General features: G+C 64.5%; 12 protein-coding genes. 2 read left to right on the top strand and 10 right to left on the bottom strand.

Annotated features, from left to right (window positions below):
• Positions 1 to 320 precede the first annotated feature (320 nt).
• Positions 321 to 653 (bottom strand): hypothetical protein, encoded by a 333-nt coding sequence (locus IBX22_RS05360; RefSeq protein ID WP_194814251.1) that lies wholly within the window; start codon positions 651 to 653, stop codon positions 321 to 323.
• An 11-nt stretch (positions 654 to 664) separates the two neighbouring features.
• Positions 665 to 1834 (bottom strand): WXG100 family type VII secretion target, encoded by a 1170-nt coding sequence (locus IBX22_RS05355; protein WP_194814250.1) that lies wholly within the window; start codon positions 1832 to 1834, stop codon positions 665 to 667.
• An 830-nt stretch (positions 1835 to 2664) separates the two neighbouring features.
• On the opposite strand from IBX22_RS05355, the gene IBX22_RS05350 reads away from it, so the two are divergent.
• Positions 2665 to 4209: a UDP-N-acetylglucosamine 1-carboxyvinyltransferase gene (locus IBX22_RS05350; RefSeq protein ID WP_194814249.1), complete on the top strand. Its 1545-nt coding sequence runs from the start codon at positions 2665 to 2667 to the stop codon at positions 4207 to 4209.
• A gap of 109 nt (positions 4210 to 4318) precedes the next feature.
• On the opposite strand, the gene IBX22_RS05345 is transcribed toward IBX22_RS05350, so the two are convergent.
• Both IBX22_RS05345 and IBX22_RS05340 read right to left on the bottom strand, forming a co-directional pair.
• Positions 4319 to 4648 (bottom strand): hypothetical protein, encoded by a 330-nt coding sequence (locus IBX22_RS05345; protein ID WP_194814248.1) that lies wholly within the window; start codon positions 4646 to 4648, stop codon positions 4319 to 4321.
• 12 nt (positions 4649 to 4660) lie between these two features.
• Positions 4661 to 7369 carry a hypothetical protein gene (locus tag IBX22_RS05340; RefSeq protein WP_194814247.1) on the bottom strand — a complete coding sequence of 903 codons (2709 nt, stop codon included), beginning with the start codon at positions 7367 to 7369 and terminating at the stop codon, positions 4661 to 4663.
• Between the two features lie 289 nt (positions 7370 to 7658).
• Between IBX22_RS05340 and IBX22_RS05335 the strand changes: the two genes are divergently transcribed.
• Positions 7659 to 8489: an SDR family oxidoreductase gene (locus tag IBX22_RS05335; RefSeq protein ID WP_194814246.1), complete on the top strand. Its 831-nt coding sequence runs from the start codon at positions 7659 to 7661 to the stop codon at positions 8487 to 8489.
• Between the two features lie 8 nt (positions 8490 to 8497).
• Here IBX22_RS05335 and IBX22_RS05330 read toward each other — a convergent pair whose 3' ends face one another.
• The 6 genes from IBX22_RS05330 to IBX22_RS05305 are packed head-to-tail and all read right to left on the bottom strand — an operon-like array spanning position 8498 to position 16964.
• The gene (locus tag IBX22_RS05330; protein ID WP_194814245.1) at positions 8498 to 8713 is read right to left on the bottom strand and encodes a hypothetical protein; all 216 of its coding nucleotides are present in this window, start codon (positions 8711 to 8713) and stop codon (positions 8498 to 8500) included.
• 1 nt (position 8714) lies between these two features.
• Entirely contained in the window at positions 8715 to 10922 is a 2208-nt protein-coding gene (locus IBX22_RS05325; protein WP_194814244.1) for a hypothetical protein, read from the bottom strand.
• A complete protein-coding gene (locus IBX22_RS05320) occupies positions 10904 to 12733 on the bottom strand; it encodes a hypothetical protein (RefSeq protein ID WP_194814243.1) in 1830 nt (609 codons plus the stop codon). The genes IBX22_RS05325 and IBX22_RS05320 overlap by 19 nt, the downstream gene beginning before the upstream one ends.
• A 16-nt stretch (positions 12734 to 12749) precedes the next feature.
• Entirely contained in the window at positions 12750 to 14417 is a 1668-nt protein-coding gene (locus IBX22_RS05315) for a phage tail protein (protein ID WP_194814242.1), read from the bottom strand.
• A 4-nt stretch (positions 14418 to 14421) separates the two neighbouring features.
• On the bottom strand, positions 14422 to 16578 hold the full coding sequence (locus IBX22_RS05310; RefSeq protein WP_194814241.1) for a baseplate J/gp47 family protein: 2157 nt from the start codon (positions 16576 to 16578) through the stop codon (positions 14422 to 14424).
• Positions 16575 to 16964: a GPW/gp25 family protein gene (locus tag IBX22_RS05305; RefSeq protein ID WP_194814240.1), complete on the bottom strand. Its 390-nt coding sequence runs from the start codon at positions 16962 to 16964 to the stop codon at positions 16575 to 16577. Before IBX22_RS05305 ends, IBX22_RS05310 begins: the two co-directional genes overlap by 4 nt.
• Positions 16965 to 16978: the final 14 nt, after the last annotated feature.

Below are 16978 nucleotides of genomic sequence, written 5' to 3'. Positions count from 1 at the left end.
TAGGCGCCGATCAGCTCGTCGATAGTGGCGCTGGCGAGCCGTTGTTCGATGTTTCGGCGAGCGCGAGACGCAGCCGATGGTGCCGGCTTTCCGTGCATCCGCGGACGTGCTGGTGGCCCGGCTGCCTCAATCTTGGCCGCGCCGCTTTGAACTTCCCCAGCTCAGCTCGGTTCGAATACCGTCCAGCTAGGACCACCATAGGCGTCTTATTGGGACCGCCGACCGCTCGCGCGTCGGCGGTTTGTTCTTTTCGCGCGTTTGACGGGCGTGGTTGACGGTCCTCTCAGCCGACCCTCAACCACGCCACCTGACGGTTACCCTTAACTGCCCAGCCCGGCGCGTACGGCTGCGCTGTTCTCAGATACCGATCGGTCGAAGTTGCTTACTATCAGACCGGCATTGGACGAATCACCAGCGAACATCGCCTGCCAGGTATCTTGCCCGGATGCAACCAAATTCGCGGCTGCCTGCATATCGGCACCGAGTTCGCCGCTCGACGCAGATTCTGATAGTTGCTGGAGTTCAGCTGCGGATAATTCATTCTCCTGCTTGTAGGCAGCAACCTTTCCGGTGAGCTCCGAAAGGTGTGTCCGGAGCTGAGATAGGGCTCCAGATACTGAATCACTGGGATCGGCGGGAGTTACAGCGGCCATCTTTATAGTCCTTATGCAGTCTTAGGGGCGGGTGGCAGTGCGTCTGGCATGAACACTGCCATTGACAAGTTTATGAAGTGCACAATCGTTGCCAAGAGAGTTGCAAATAGGGTGAGCGCCGTTCTCAGCTCGTTGAGAAGAGTCAATGTGTTCTTTATTGATTTGATCAGCTTCCACTGCCCCCACCCGGGTATCGTCATGGCAGACCAGGCGCCCATAACGGTCTGGAAAATTATAAGTAGCGCGTCAACGATGATCTGCGCCATCGCGACGGCCTCGTCTATCGCATGCTTCAGATGATCGGCCAGTGTGGCCATGATCTGTCGTTGCTTCGACAACGACGTGTCCCACTGACCGAAGTACTCGGTCTGCGATGTCGCCGCCTTCCCCAGCCAAGTCTTTTGAATTTCACTCTGCCCTTGCTTCAGATTGACCCGTACCACTTCCATGGACGCCGCAAGATTCCGCCACGCCGACACTTGCGTACCCGCCTTGCCGATATCACCCGCGATCAGATCAGTGACTTCCGCACGGCAGTCGAAGTCTGTAACAGTCTTGATAACTTGAACAGCTTTGTCGAGGATCAAACCGAAGGAGACAACAGGCAATGTTCGAGAGTCGACGGTCGGTGCCACCAACTTGTCCACGGCGGATTCGATATCCTTGAAGCCGTCGACTGATTTATCGTCCTCAACGATGATTGGAGTATCATCAAGCTTAGCGATCGCTGTGGCGAAATTTCTGTCGGTCTTTCGGTACTCGTCGCCGGCATAAATTAGAGCGGTCTCGGCTTCACTAATTCTATCCCCATCCAATTGGAGGGCTGTATGAAGGACCGGGAGAAACTTGGAATAGTCGCCAGTCAGTTTTTCGAGTATCCGACCGAAATTTGCGTCTGCAATTTCGCTGGTTGCGTAGCTATGGCCTTTGCCGAGGGCACTACCTCCGCGTCCCACCTGCTCCGCCCACCCGCCGAGGTCCGCTACCTCCACCGAGAACTGCGCCATCTCATCCCCTCCAAGATTATGGATGTTCAACCATCCATCAACAAACCTTGCACAGTGAACCACGTCGTTGCCGTGGGAGCAACAGGACTGGATTGCTGAAATACGTTCTTCCACATAGGTTCCCAGCCGCACCCGGATCGGATACCCGAGGGCAACAGCCAGCAGCCGCGACATCACCTCTCACCCGAAGCGGTGATGGATTTCGTTCATTGAATGCCCCAGTACGCCGCTATCAATGTCGCGTCCGCCACCAATACCCCGATTATTACCGTCCAATGCCAGACCAAGGACATATGCCGCCGAAACGCGAGGAGAACTAGAACAACTCCCAATAGCCCCGACACGATGTGGACTGCGGTCCACAAAAAGCTATCAGCGGTTAGTCCGATCAAGCCGACGATGACCGAAGTCAGCGCCGCTAGAACAGTCAGCCGCTCACGCGCGAAGCTTTCAGCGAAGGATCCGGCCGCCCTACCGACCGCACGGGCACGTCCCTTACTCGGTTCTTCCGGCCCGTCCGATTCGTCAATGGCATCTGCGTACTGGTTCGCCTTAGGCGACGATGGGCCGTCTTCTCTATCTCCGGACATAAAACCGATCCTAGGGGTTAGTCGCCACACCCGCTGTGCGGCAGGCACTCTCGTAGAGCAGTCTCGGCAAATCGCCGACCGACGATGAAACCCCTCGAAGTCGTATTCCATCTCTCGGCCGTAATTCACCATCCCGTAAGTTGCCAGCCGAGTCTTGATCGAGTCGCCTCGGATCCCGCTGATGCGCCGCGCCATCGCCAGGAGGCTCCCAGTGCAAGCTGCCGGAGAATGAACTCGTCCATCGTCATGGTCACATAGGTTCAGACGCGCCACATCGAGCCACGGTTCCATCCAATTTCCGGAACTCAGAACCGTATCTGACCGTCTGAGCGATAGGGCCACCAGCAACGCCTGCGAGGTGCTGGTCGTCGGGTCGAAGCCGCGACGCAACGTCATATCTGATATTTTCCTCGCATGACGATTACTGCCCCCGAATCGGATCAGCTTGTGCAGCTTGGTCTGCTCGTTCGTGAGTCGCGGAAGTCCAAGGGCTGGACGCAGAGTCAGCTTGCCGCCGCTCTCGGTACGTCGCAGAGCGCGGTGAACCGGATCGAGCGTGGTAATCAGAACGTCAGTCTTGAGATGTTGGCTCGTGTCGGGCATGCGCTGGGGACCGAGCTGGTGTCGGTGGGCTATTCGGGGCCGACCCACCTGCGGATCGTCGGTGGTCACCAGTTGAGCGGCTCGATCGCCGTGAATACCAGTAAGAACGCGAGTGTTTCGCTGCTGTGCGCGGCGCTGCTGAATTCCGGACGTACCGTGCTTCGGCAGATCGCCCGGATCGAGGAGGTGCATCGGCTGATCGAGGTGCTGCGGAGTATCGGTGTCGGGGTGGAGTGGCTCGGTAGCAGCGGCGACCTCGAGATCATCCCTCCGCCGACGTTGGATCTGGCGGCGATGAACGTGGAGGCTGCCCGGCGGACACGCAGCATCATCATGTTCCTGGGTCCGCTGATCCACGATCACGACCGCTTCGAACTCCCATATGCGGGCGGGTGCGCGCTCGGAACCCGAACTGTCGAACCACATCTGGCCGCGTTGGCGCCCTTCGGAATCGATATCGACGCCACCGACGGTACCTATCATGTTGTCGCTGACGAGCGGCGCAGCCCGGCTAGGCCGATCGTGCTCGTCGAGCGTGGCGACACCGTCACCGAGAACGCGCTGATGGCCGCAGCCAGGCGCGACGGGGTCACCGTTATCCGAAATGCGAGCTCCAACTACATGGTTCAGGACCTGTGCTTTTATCTCTGCAAGCTCGGTGTCCAGGTCGACGGGATCGGCACCACGACATTGACCCTGCACGGCAGATCCCGAATCGATGTCGATGTCGACTACGCGCCGTCCGAGGATCCGATCGAGGCGATGAGTCTCATCACCGCCGCGATCGCCACCCGGTCGCAGCTCCAAATCACCAGAGTCCCTATCGAATTCATGGAGGTCGAGCTCGCACTTCTCGAGCAGATGCGGCTGCGGTTCGACCTGAGCAGCGAGTACCTGGCCGAGAACGGTCGAACCCGGCTGGCTGACCTGATCGTGCACCCCTCGGATCTGCGCGCTGCCCGGGACAAGATCCATCCGCTGCCGTTTCCGGGCCTCAACATCGACAACCTGCCCTTCTTCGCGCTGATCGCCGCCACTGCGAACGGCAAAACCCTTGTCCACGACTGGGTTTACGAGAACCGGGCAATCTATCTGACCGAACTGAACAAACTCGGCGCCTCGATCACGCTGCTCGACCCGCACCGCGTCTACGTCGAAGGCCCCACCCATTGGTCCGGCGCCGAAATCATTTGCCCCCCAGCGCTGCGCCCCGCGGTCGTGATTCTGCTCGCCATGCTCGCCGCGAAAGGAACTTCGACCCTGCGCAACGTCTACGCCATCAACCGAGGCTACGAACAGCTCGCTGAGCGACTCGCTCTGTTGGGGGCTCAGATCGAAACCTTCAAGGACCGCTAGCCGGGTCCGTCGCGAAGATCGTGCGCGTGAGCCCCAGTGGCTTGCGTATCGGGTTCTTGCGAATCAGAGCTCGCTACTTCGGCGACGAACTCCCGGACGTCGCGCTACGTCATTCCGCCTTTCCGTCGGTGCTGCGCAGGGTGTCGAGCCCGGGACCGAGGCTGCTCGGCAGAATCCAGGGCAGGCGGTCGTAGCGGAGGTGGAGCTGGGTTTCGGCTTGGTCCGGACTGGGCGTGGCGGGCTCGCCTGCGGTGTCGAGTTCCTGGGCCAGTCGCAGTAGTTCCAGTGGGTCGGTGAGGTCGGCGTTCTCCGGCATCGGCCGGTGGGTGAGCAACTCCGCGGCCAGCCGGGTGTGCGGGGTGTTCGGCTCTTCCGCATCGTGAGATCGAAATACGTTGGCGTAGTACGGGTTACGGCCGGTCCATGCCCAGGGGTTCACCGTGGTTGCTCCTTAATGGTGGAAGCCGAAGCCCTGGTTGCGCTGGTCATTGCGGTTCTTCGCCCAGCGTGTCAGCTCTCGTGCGTTGGTGAGAATCGTGTTGGCCTGGTCGTAGGGGGTGGTGGTGGGCAATCCCAGCTGCTTGGCCCGTTCCAGATGGTCGGCGGCCTCCTCGACGGCCCCGGCCTCGGGTAGGGCGGTGCGCTGTGCGGACACGAAAAGGTAGAGGCCGAGCCAGAATTCGTGGCGGGCCAGTTTTCCAGCGAAGGCGGCGTGATCGTCGTTGGCCGAGGGCGGTATGAGGGTGGCGATCCGTTGGAGTAGTGGCCAACTGGCGGCCGCCCATTTTCCGATGCTGTCGGGTGCGCCGGGTTGGCTTTCGGCGAAACCTATGCCGACGTCTAGTGCCGCTTCGGTGATGCGTGCGCTGTCGGGGTCGATGTGCAACCAGGTCGCCGCGATATCGATCGCGTCGTCGGGTCGGCCCGAGCGGGCCTCTTCCCGGATGAGCGCGTCGGCTTCGTCGCTCAGTTTGGCCCGGGCCGCCGCGGTCGCCGCCGTGGGGAGTTCGGAATTGCGGATGACCTCCATGTGCGCCCGTGCCGAATCGGGGGTGCTGCGCCACAGGGCCCGGATTCGTGTGACATGTGGTTCGAGTAGGTTCGCGGGCAGTTCGGCGCGGGTTTGTGCGACTGCGTCGGCGATTTCCTGGCGCGGCACCTCGGGCAGCACTGTCCCGAGGTGTGTGCGCATGGCGCTCCAGAATTCCGCGTTCTCGTACACCTGCGCCCAGTGGTGCAGGGCTTCGTTCCAATGTGAGAAGGCTTGGTCGTCGTTGTCGAGTTCTGCTTGGTACGCCCGGGCATGTTCGGCGATTGCCGCGTGGTGGGTGGATCCGCCGGCGGCCCGTCCGGCGCGCCAGAGGTCGAGGGCCGATTCGGTCCAAGGCTGGATGGTGCCGTTCACTCGGAGTGCGGCGAGGCCGAGGAGGTCCAACGGAGGTTGGGTGACGGGACGGTTCGGGTGGGCGAAACCTTCGAGCCGGGCGGCTATTTCGCGTAGTTCGTCGGTTCGGGAGTCGCGCACGGTGTCCAGCAACCGGATCGCTTGTGCGAGTGCCACATTCACGGCATCGGTTTGCGAAAGGAGGACGGCCCAAGCGGCTTTCGCAAGCAGGCCCCGGGCCGCCTGGAGGTGGAGAGCTCGGCCGTCAGCGGCGAGCACACCGAGCACCGATGGATCCGCCAGGATCAGGTCCGCCAGAACCAGTGGCCTGGCGGTGACGAGGACGGTGCGCAGGGAGTCCGGGTCGACCATGGATCTGCTCGGCCAGTTGTCCCTGTGTCGGCCCGCGAGCAGACGTAGTCCCGCCGCGACCTGCTCGCCATCCATGTCGAGCACGCCGAGGATGAGATGTGCGTTCGCCACCAGGTCATCGTCACTATCGACAGATGCCGGACCGTCGATCACGGTGCGGAGCTTGGTGTGTGCCTGATCACGTTGTCCCGCACGCAAGTCCGCGAGCGCATCCAGGAAAACGGCGGTGCGGTGCTGCGTGCGGTCGAGTGGCTGCCGCAGTAGCTCTGCCAGACCGGCGGGAGGCTTGCCGTGGATGATGTCCGCGGCGGCGAGCAGGATTCGCCGATTGATTTCGGCGAAGTCGGGCGGTACCGGTTCGGGCGGTTCGGGCTCTGCACGACTGGTCCCGCGATGCACTTCCGGAGGGCCTACCGGCCCGGGATGCCATTGTGCCGGTGCGAGAAACGGGGAATCCGGTTGCTGGAACCCGAAGGCCGGCTTTCCCGAGCCGATGCCGGCCAAGGCGTCCCCGCCACCGATCCGGGGCCCACTGCCGTAGAAGATGCCGTCCCGTGACTCGGCTCTGCGTTGCCCGACGAGCCGATTCCGGTCTGCGTCCGGCGTGAACCGGTCGGCGAGTTGGTGGCGGCGCTGGGCGACGTCTTTCTCGCCGCGGTCGGCGGCGCGATCGCCCATGAGCCGCAGCCAGTCGGCGCGACTGCTCGGACCGAGGGCGTAGAGCACCTGCCAGAGCACCGAAGTGCCACCGACGAAGGCGAGCTTCTCGAAGCCGTCGTCCACCAGTTGCGCGAGGTGCGAGGAGGCGATGGAACGGAACTCGGGGGAGACCGGGGGATCGTCGGACCGGAGCGTGGTGGCGAACCAGGTACAGAGCGTGGACGTGCCGGAACCGCCCGAGGGTGGCTGCATGAGTTCCTCGGCGATGGTCCAGGTTCGCGGGAACTGATCGGGATCGGGACTGCGCAACCAGCTGCCCAAGATGGTCTGGACGACGGTGTCGGCCACCGTGAAACGGCGTCTGGCAAGGGGAATCAGCCGGATGGCGTGGTCGGGGAAGTACGCAGCCGCGTCCGCGAGATCGGTGCAGATCTGCTGGCGCACCTGCTGCATGCCGCCGCGGTGGGCGCGCTCGAGGAAGGACTCGATCAGCGAAAGCTGTTGGCTGGCATGCTCGCGCGTATTCGCCGGTGGCACCGGCCGTGCGAGCGGCGGCTCCGGCCGCAGGGGCGGCGGCTCCGGGTGTGCGGGCTCCGGGTGTGCGGGCGGCAGGTGTGCGGGTGGCTCCGGGTGTGCGGGCGGCGGGTGCGCGGGCCGTGTCGTCTGCTCTGGAAGCCATGGCGGTGGCCACTGCCACGGCTGCTCGGGTGGCCCCGAACTACGTCGAGACCATGGCCATTTCATAACGACCCCCGCGCATGAGCAGCACTGTTCGATGAAGCCAAATCCCCGTCGCCTCCCCGCGAGCCAGGCCGAACCCGAATCCATTGAGATGCCGACCCTTACAGTCCACGGTAACGCCGGGTGCGGATCGATCAAAGGGGATTTCGGGAAGTACTGCTCGGGAAGCGTGAACCGAATCCTGCACGGATGAGTGCGGGCAGTCGGCACACTGTTCGAAGGCGAACCGTGCGAGGTGTGCGGCGGTGAACAGCGTGGGTGTCCAAGCCACCACGCGGAGTGGAGAACCCCGATGAGAACGACACAGCGCGACCAGGTCGACGGGAAAGTTGTCGCCGTCACCGGAGCGGCCCGGGGCATCGGCTATGCCATCGCGCGGGCCGCCCGCGACCGTGGAGCCCGAGTGGTGATCGGTGACATCGATAAGGCTGCGGTGGAGAAGGCCGGGATCGAGCTCGAGGTCGTCGCGTTGCCGCTCGACGTCACCGATCGCGGCTCGTTCACCGCGTTTCTCGCCAATGCCGAAACTGATTGCGGCACAGTGGATGTCCTGATCAACAATGCCGGGATCATGCCGATCGGCCCGGTGACCGAGGTCGACGACGCCGAGGCGGCGCGTTGCGTCGACATCAACCTGCACGGCGTCATGCTCGGCACCAAACTGGCTCTGCAGCAGATGCTTCCGCGTGCCCGAGGCCAGATCATCAATATCGCCTCAATTGCCGGCGTGACACCGGCACCCGGGCTGGCGCTGTACAACGCCAGCAAAGCCGGAGTGGTCGCGTTCACCGAGGCCACCCGCCTGGAAGTCCGCGACCGCGGTGTCCAGGTCGGCGCCATACTGCCGTCCTTCACCAACACCGAATTGATCTCCGGCACAAGCACACCCAGAGGGCAGCGCAATCTGGAACCCGCCGAGGTCGCGGCCGCGGTGCTGGCAATGATCGATCACCCGCGGCCCCAACTGACGGTGCCGCGCAGCCTGGGCGTCAGCGTCCGGCTCAGTGCGCTCTACCCCGACCGACTCCGCCGTGCCATCTATCGCTGGGCCAGGGTCGACTCGGCCTTCCTCGACTACGACCACGCCGCCCGCGCGGACTACGATGCCCGGATCCACGACTGACCAGCGGCTCAGGGAACTCGTAATTCCTCCGGGTCGCGTTGTTCGCCGTTGCTCGGCACATTGTTGTCGACCAGTAACTCCTCGAGCACCTGAATCGCGCCGCTTATGCGAAGCAGACCCTCACGGAGCCCGGCGGCCTGCTGTTCCAGTTGGAGAAGGCGGGTCTGGCCTTCGTCGTAGTCGCGCTTCAGTGTGCGCAATCGGGTTTGGGCTTCGTCTCGCATTTCAGTTCTCCAGGTTGTGCAGGCCCCGCGTGGCGGCGGCGCCGTGTTCGGTGGGGTGCAGGAAATAGTGTTGTTCGTGTTCGGGTTTGGCTTCTTCGACTTCGATGCGGTGGGCGTTGGCCCAGGGGTCTTTGCGTACGCCGGTGACCTGCCAGGAGATTCGTGCGAATGGCTTGTCGGAGCGGATGGTGAAGCTGTTGTCCTTGATCTCGGTGGCGATCGCGGCGGTGACGGGTTCGCCCAGTGGGGTCAGTTGGTAGCCGAACTCTTCGTTCAAGGTTTCGAAATAGTCGGGTAGGTGGACCTGTGCGTTGCCGTGTTCGTCGGTGGTGGCGGTGCCGCGGTAGAGGTTGAGCATTTCGGGTGATTCGACGAAAGAGTGTGAGAGGTACTTGTTTTCGGGGTCGAGCGGATGGTCGATCTTGAAGCCGCCGCCGCCTTTGCTGAGGGCGCCGGTGATTCTGACCTCGCCGAAGAATTGACCGGCGATCGGCGCGGTCGCGATGATGCCGCTCGCGGTGCCGGTCGCCCACACACCGATGTTTCCGGAACAGCTGAGGGCCGACTGGAACGCACCGTTGCCGCCGAGGCAGCGCACCGTGCCGGTGTTCGTGTTCATCCGCAGGCCCCAGCCGAAGCCGCTGCCGTACAGGCCGACCTCGTCGTCGCCGATCAACCCGACGAACCCGCGGTCCTGGCCGTTCTGGAACAGCCAGGTTCCGGCGCTGACGCCGGGACCGCCCTCGGCGCGGATGCGCATACGGCGGTTCACGTCCAGCCCGACCTCGTTGGGGTGGACGTTGATCGAGAGCCGATCCGAGCCGGACCACAGGCGCGCGCTGCCGTTGTGGGCGTACCACACCCAACGTTGGCCTGCGCCTGGATTTTCCACGAGCGTCCCGGTCGCGCGGTCGGCGAAGGACAAGCCGCCGCCACTGCCGCCACTGTGAATTTCGGAGCCTTCGACGTGCAGGGGTCGACGCGCTTGCCCGGCGGCGATTCCGATACCGACATTGCCGGTCTTGTCGACCACGACACGGTCGCCGCCGGACCATAGGCGCGCGCTGCCGCTGTGGGCGTACCACACCCACCGTTGACCGGTGGCGCCAGGATTGTTCACCAGCGTCGTGATGGTGCGGTCGGCGAAGGAGAAGCCGGCGCCATTGCCGCCGCTGTGGATTTCGGTGCCTTCGACGTGCAGGGGCCGGCCCGGTTGGCGGGTACCGATGCCGACGTTGCCGGTTTTGTCGATGACGAGTCGGTCGACCGAGCTGTCGACGTCCACGATATGGAGTTTGGCGTCGCTGCCCGAGTACAGCCCGAAGGTTCTGGCGCCGGCCGAGGTGTTGCGCAGTTGCAGCCCGGAGCCCCAGCCGGGTCCGGCGGAATCGAGCTTCAGCGCGAGGTTGTCGGTGGCGTCCCGGTCGATGTGCAATCCGGCTGTCGGCGTTGCTGTTCCGAGTCCGAGGTTTCCTCCGGTGTCGATGGTGAAGGTCGGTTCGGGCCCGGTTTGGGTGAGGGTGAGGCTGCCGTTCGGCTGGGTGGCGAGTTCGGCGGTCGGGATGTGGGCGACGCTGAGGGTGGGGGTGGTGGCGGCGTGTGGTTTGTGGAACTGGATGCGATCGGCGTGAATTCCGGTGTGGTGGCGTAACTGCGCGGTGAGGGCGCTGACCTTGCCGTTGGCCAGGGTGACATGAGCGAGGACGAGATCGGTGCCGTCGTCGTCGAAGCCGGTGGTGCTCTGAAGTCGGATCCAGGGGGCGTGGGTGAGGGTGGGCGCGTTGCCGAGAAGTCCTTCGGTGGTGACCTCGTGGTAGCGGATGGTGAGGTAGCGAGTGCCGGTGATGTCGGTGGTGGACAACGTGATTCCGGCGCTGCTGACGGGTGTGGTGGGGATGTCGGTGGTTCGGGTGGGGTCGATGTCGGGGTCGGTGATGGCGATGCCGCCGGCAACGAGGGCGATGAGATAGCCGTTTTTGTCGGTGGCGGCACCGGGCGCAATCGTCAGTCCGGGCTGATCGGCTACGGCTGTGGCGGTGAGGCCCGTCGCGATGCCCCACAGGTGCAGGCTCGCCGTCAGCGCGCAGGTATAGGGGATCGCGAAATTCTCGATGTCGGTGACATTTTCGGTGCGGCTCGGGTTGCCGCTGCGGACGGTGTTGGTGACCCGATTCCAGTAATCGGTCCGAATCAATGCTGCGTTGGCCATGACTGGCTCCGTGCTGTGTAGGCCGAGGCGATGGACCGGTCGGCGGGTTCGCCGTGGACGTCGGGGTGGATATACAGTCCGGCTTCGTCGTCCGGTTTCGCGGCTTCGACAACTATCGGATTGGCTTTCGCGTACGCGTCGTGCCGGATTCCGGTGAGCTGCCAGCTGATTCGCAGCCCGGGTGGGCCACCTGCGATGGCGAATCGGCCGTCGCTCAGTTCTCGTGCCACGTGCAGATCGGGTGCGCGCGAGCCGATCGGCGTGAGCTGGTAGCGGAAGTTCTCGTTGAGTGCTTCGAACCAATCCGCCACGGCGACTTCGGCGTTGCCGTCGGCGTCGAGTTCGACGATCCCGTCGTAGAGGTTCTTCAGCTCGTCGCTCTCGATGGCGGAATGCTGCAGATATTTGTTCGCGGGGTCGAGCGGGTGATCGATGCGGAAGTGCAGAGCCGTTTTCGTCAGTGTCCCTTGGACATTCACGTCACCCTCGAAGAGTGCGGCCGGTCCGACGAATCCACCGACCACGCCGATCGGTGCGATGACATGGATGCCGCGGTGAAAGCGGCTGGTCGACTGGAATTCGCCGCCACCGCCAACGGTCAGGCCGATGCCCGTGAAACCGAAGATTTCGAACGGGCCGGGCCTGGGTGTGATGGTGCAGGTGAGCGTGGCCGTGTCCATCTTGAAACCCCATGCGCCCGCGTCGTGGCCCCAGAGTCCGATGTGTGTGTCATCGGCCAGGCCGACGAACGCGCGGTCCTTGCCGTTCTGGAACATCCACGTCCCGGCGGTGGACTCCGCTGACGCGCCGCGAATGCGCATGCGCCGGTGGACATCCAGCCCGACATCATTGGGTGTGACGTTGATCGTGAGCCGGTCGGTACCGGACCAGAGTCGGGCACTGCCGCTTTGGGCGTACCACACCCAGCGTTCCCCTTCGTCGGGATTCTCCTCGAACGCACCGGTGGTGCGATTGGCGAAGGAGAAGCCACCGGCGCTACCCCCGCTGTGGATTTCGTTCCCTTCGGTGTGCAGGACACGCTGTGGCGCGCCGACCCCGAGCCCCAGGTTTCCTTTGCTATCGATCGTGAGGCTGGGTTGGGATCCGGACTGAGTGAGGGTGAGACTTCCGTTGGACTGGGTGCTGAGTTCGGCGGCGGGCCGGTGCGTGACGCTCATGGTAGGTACCAGGCCGCTGTGCGGCTTCAGCAGCTGGATCCGGTCGGCGTGAATTCCGGTGTGGCGCCGAAATTTCGGAGTGAGCGCGGTCGGGTTGCCGTTGCTCAGGCTGACCTGTGCCAGCACCAGATCGATGCCGCTGTCCTGGAAGTCGGTGGTGCTCTGCAGCCGGACCCAGGGGGCGTGGGTCAGGGTGGGCGCATTGCCGAGCAGTCCCTCGGTAGTGACTTCGTGGTAGCGGATGGTGACGTAGTGGGTGCCGCTGAGATCTGCGGGGGTGGGCAGCGTGATTCCGTTGCTGGTGACGGGAATGGTGGGGATATCGGTGGTTTGGCCGGGATCGATGTCGGGGCTGACGATGGCGATGCCGCCGGCGGTCAGGGTGATGAGGTGACCGGCACTGTCGCAAGCGGCGCCCGGAGTGATGAAGACCCCGGACTGGTCGACGATCGCGGAGACGGTGAGACCGATGGCGACGCCCCACAGATGCAGGCCGGCGGTCAGGGCGTTGACGTAGGGAATGGTGAAATTCTCTATGTCGGTGACGTTTTCGGTGCGGTTGGGGTTGCCGCTGCGGACAGTATCGGTGACCCGATTCCAGTAATCGGTCCGCTTCAGTTCTGGTGTGGCCATGCGGGACTCCCTGGTCTCAGCCTGCGGTGATGAGCGTGCCGACGGTGTGCGCCGGGCGGAGTTGGTCGACGACGCTGCGAATACTGGCCGCCACCGTGTTGATGAGCTTGGTTCGGTCGTTGTCGTTTTCGTCTTCGTCCCCGCGCAGCTCGGGCAGGTTGGCGTGCTCGAAATGCACGGTGACGCAGAAGCGGAACGGAGCGAGCCGGGAAAGCACCGGCGCGGCCTGCGGAGACTCGAGCTGGCCTGGATCGCAGATGACGAGCCGTCCGTTGTGGGCGGTCATGGCGGTCGGGAAGACGAGGTTTCCGTACTCGGTCACGCGCCGCACCCTGGGCTCGGCCACATCGACCAGGTAGACACCGGCCGGTTTCGCGACCGTGAGGATGAATTCGCTGGAGGCCCATGGGCGCAGGCCCGCGTCGAGGACGTAGAGACCGCCGCCCTCCGCGGGCACGATCGCGCTGGGTGAGACGAGTGGATTGTCGAACGACGCAGCTGCCGGAAGTAGTGGTTCGGCAACCCAATTGGCGGCGTTGCTGCGGTCGACCCGCAGGATGTTCGCCGGTGCCGTACCGTCCTGTGCGGTGCCGTCGCCGATGAGGATGGTTCCGTCGGCACCCACGTGCATCGAGAGCGGCTCGACCACGGTGGGCAGCGTGCGAACCGGGAACGGACCCGCGGCGCCCGGCCGGACGATGACGATCTTGGTCCGGGAGGGATCGCCGTCGATATTGCCGCGATCGAGGATGAGCAGGTCACCGTTGGTGTCGATCCCCATCGCGATCGGCAGCACAATGGACAGCGTCGCAACGTCTTTCACGGCGGTCCCCTGGTACGGGGCGGCGAGCGAGAAGAGCCGCTTCGACTTATCGAGGATGTAGAGGGTTTCCGCGATGCCACCGCGCGGCGGCGCCACCACCAGGGCGACGATGTTGGTGAAGTCGGAACCCGGCGCCAACGGCCTCGGCAGCGGAATCGGCAGCGGCGGCGTGCCGGTGACGTCCGGCCGTCCCGCCGGATCGAGCCGCCAGACGCACGGCATGAGCGCGGAGACTTGGCTCTTGGCACCGAAGTCGCCGACGAACAGACTCCCGTCGGGTCCCGTTGTCACACACCGTGGTCGCACCAGGCCGTTGATCTGAATCGTGCTCCCGGTGCTGATCGGGCCGTTCAGCGTCGGCGCTTGGGACACGAGCGCGGTGACCGGCACGAGTTCGCCGGGCCGCGGTGCTGTCACGAGCAGTTTGTTGCCGTCGTCGATCGCTACGCGTGGGCGGCTCCGGGTGACGGCGAACAGGTCCAGCGCCAGCGCCATTCCGGCCTTCAGGCCGCGCAGGCGATGAATATCGGTGATCTCGGAGGTGGCCCGGCGCCGCTGGTACTCGTCCCACAGCTGCTTGTCCTGCAACATCGGAAACTCGAGTCCCACCCAGGATGCCAGCCAGGGCAGGAACGAGGACGGCGTGTGCCAGGGGTCGAACAGGCTCGGAATCGCGGCGATCGTCTCGGCCACCGGCGGGTGGGCGCGCACCGCATCATCAAGTCCGGTCAGGAGTTTCTCGAACGCGAGCAGGAATGTGCCCATGGTGAAGTCCGGCGGCGCGAGGGCACTGTTCCAGGTCGCAGGGTCCTCCCACAGGACGGGCGGTAGGTAGCGCAGGTAGCTGCTCTCGGTGTCCATGGCGTCAGTCCGTCCTCTCGGCCTCGACGTCGTGTTCCGTTGCGGCGCAAATCAATTCGTAGTCCGCGACGCGGACTGTCGCACCCAGCTGCCCGATTTTGAACGGGCGCTCGGCATTTGGATCCCAGTTCGCCTCGGTGCCATCGGGTTTGAACGGCGGGAAGTGATACAGCGGTATCTGGGCCTGGATTTGCAGGGTCGCGATGTAGGCGATGTTCTCCGGCGGTGTGATCGCACGGAAGAGATCGGAGGCGAACACGGGCTGGCCGACTGCCCAACCGGTGCCGTCCGGCCCGCCGCGGGTCGGATGCAGATAAGCGTTGATGAGCTTCTCCGTGTCGATCTCCAGCTGTTCTTTGCTGGCGCCCGCGTTGATCGCCGATGCCCAGATATTGAGCACCGCAGTGACTTTCACGGGCAGATAACGCGGCCCGACGACGGCCAGCGCGGCGGTCAGGTCACGGCGACGGTCGAGATAGTCCCGTACCTCCGCGAGCACGACCGGTGACGGAGTGGGGCGCGGTTCGCTCTCGCCCTGGTCGGTCACGACGATCACGTGGACGGTGCCCGGAGCGCGCGTCATGCCCGCGAATGCCCATGGCGTCCCTTTGCGGGGCCCGTTCTCCTCGTGCAACCGCGGCGGCAGGCAACGCGCGCTGACCACGTCCGTCGTCGCCGCCTTCGCGAGATTCTCGTAGTCCTCGACCGTCACGGCACGATCGCGGGTCTTGAGCACTTCCGGTGCGCGGCGCAGGGTTTCGTCGACGGCTTCCTCGTCGGAACCATCCAGGCCGGGCCCGAGGTTGCTGACACCGGTGATCCCGGCGGGATTGGCGCCCGCGATCGTCGCGATGCCGCCGGCGGCGATATTGCCCGAACTGCCACCGGCGACATATCGATACGTGCGCGCCCGGACCAGGGAACCGCCGGGCGGAACCGATCCGTGCCCCTCGCCGGTCTTCTCGTCGAAGTTGCCGAACATGATGTCGCCGGTGACCGGGTCTGCTCGGTAGACCTCGTGTGCACCGGCGGGCATGTCTCCGACCCTGGTCCACGGTCGCCACACCGTGGGGGTGCCGGTGCCGACCTCCACTGCGAGCGGAGCATCGGCTCCGCCGCCCGGCACGTACAGGGGACGGTGCGCGAGCGAGAACTGTTGAAACGGTTGGCCGTTGCCGTTACCGAGGATCTCCGGCGCCGCGATAGTGAGCGCATTGTGCGCGAGCGCCGAGTTGAACAGGAAGCGATCGAAGCCGATTGTAATGGTTCCTTGGGTCTTGTTGACGATGCGCACGCCCAGCCAGTGCTGCGGCTCGGTCAGCGCGGTACCGGTAGCGGAGAAGCCGTTCCAGCCGGGGTTTTCCGCCGGGTCTTCGGTCGGGCGTTGCGGCACCCAGTTCGCGGGCGGTTTCGAGCGCAGTGTGCCGTCATGCTGGAGAGCGTCTGTCCCGTCGAGTACGGCAGTTGCCTTGGGCCATTCGTGCGGGACCTTGTCCTTGGTCGAGTACGCGCACTCGACTTCGACCTGGCCCGCGATCACGCTGCGGTACAGCAGGATTCGCAGCCCTATCTCCTCGGTCGTGGCCTGATCGAAGCCGAAGCAGAGCTGAACCTTCTGGTCTTTCGCAAGCGTCAGGAGGTGTTTGCCGGTCGGCGGGCCGACGAGCAAGCCCGAGACGTCGGTATAGGACAACGCCGGGGAGCCGGCGAACGGACCGACGATCACCGCTTTGCGCAGGGTGATGGGCAGCACCCGCGCCGGCTCGTCGGTTTCGAAGACGACCGGGTGTTCGGTCTCCGACGCGGGCGTCTGCGCCTGCGTCCCGGCCGGGACCGTGACGACACCCGCGCCGGAGGCGAAGGTCAGATAAGTGGACGCCGGAGTCGGCGGATTCCGCGTGATGCCGAGCAGGTTCAGGAACGCCAGATAGTGCTTGTCCGGAACCCGATTCAGCCGATAGATCATGCCCTCGACGAGGAACGCGAACATCTCGATGATCGTGATCGCGGGATCGCTCGGGTTGTGATCGGTCCACTGCGGTGCGTATCGGGGGATCAATGCCCGGATTTCGGTGACGAGATCCTGCCAGGTCCGGTCGTCCAGGTTCGGCGGCTCGATCCGTCCGCGGTTCGAGGCGTAGGCAGCGGGGTCGGGTGTCATGGCCGGCGCTCCAGCGCGAACGGGTACACGAACGTGCGCAGGCCCTTGGTGGCGCGCAACCGGTAGGAGATCGTGATGACCAGCCGGCCGCCCTGGTTGTCGTTCTCGACGGCGATGTCGGTCAGTTCGATGCGGGGCTCCCACGTCGACAGGGCGTCCTCGACGTAGAACCGGGCGAGGTTGGCGGTCGCGGCGTTGTTCGGTGCGAAGACCAGGCTCGACAGGTTGCAGCCGAACCGCGGCCGCATCACCCGCTCGCCGTGTTGCGTGCCGAGGATGACGCGGATCGATTCCTCGATGCGGTCGGTTCCCGCCGATTCGGCGATGCCCGCGAGCCCGAGCCGAAACGGCCACGCTATGCCGCGCCCGTAGATGTCCGAGTCCATGGGGAGCCCCTTCC

Source organism: Nocardia sp. XZ_19_385, from assembly GCF_015355755.1.
Lineage (GTDB): Bacteria > Actinomycetota > Actinomycetes > Mycobacteriales > Mycobacteriaceae > Nocardia.
The sequence above is the reverse complement of the archived record's forward strand: the minus strand, read 5'-3'. Positions and strand labels throughout refer to the sequence as shown.

Bases quoted from the DNA above. Each gene is read 5' to 3' on its own strand.
- IBX22_RS05360 (WP_194814251.1), bottom strand. From the start codon at position 653: ATGGCCGCTGTAACTCCCGCCGATCCCAGTGATTCAGTATCTGGAGCC.
- IBX22_RS05355 (WP_194814250.1), bottom strand. From the start codon at position 1,834: ATGTCGCGGCTGCTGGCTGTTGCCCTCGGGTATCCGATCCGGGTGCGG.
- IBX22_RS05350 (WP_194814249.1), top strand. From the start codon at position 2,665: ATGACGATTACTGCCCCCGAATCGGATCAGCTTGTGCAGCTTGGTCTG.
- IBX22_RS05340 (WP_194814247.1), bottom strand. From the start codon at position 7,369: ATGAAATGGCCATGGTCTCGACGTAGTTCGGGGCCACCCGAGCAGCCG.
- IBX22_RS05335 (WP_194814246.1), top strand. From the start codon at position 7,659: ATGAGAACGACACAGCGCGACCAGGTCGACGGGAAAGTTGTCGCCGTC.
- IBX22_RS05330 (WP_194814245.1), bottom strand. From the start codon at position 8,713: ATGCGAGACGAAGCCCAAACCCGATTGCGCACACTGAAGCGCGACTAC.
- IBX22_RS05325 (WP_194814244.1), bottom strand. From the start codon at position 10,922: ATGGCCAACGCAGCATTGATTCGGACCGATTACTGGAATCGGGTCACC.
- IBX22_RS05320 (WP_194814243.1), bottom strand. From the start codon at position 12,733: ATGGCCACACCAGAACTGAAGCGGACCGATTACTGGAATCGGGTCACC.
- IBX22_RS05315 (WP_194814242.1), bottom strand. From the start codon at position 14,417: ATGGACACCGAGAGCAGCTACCTGCGCTACCTACCGCCCGTCCTGTGG.
- IBX22_RS05310 (WP_194814241.1), bottom strand. From the start codon at position 16,578: ATGACACCCGACCCCGCTGCCTACGCCTCGAACCGCGGACGGATCGAG.
- IBX22_RS05305 (WP_194814240.1), bottom strand. From the start codon at position 16,964: ATGGACTCGGACATCTACGGGCGCGGCATAGCGTGGCCGTTTCGGCTC.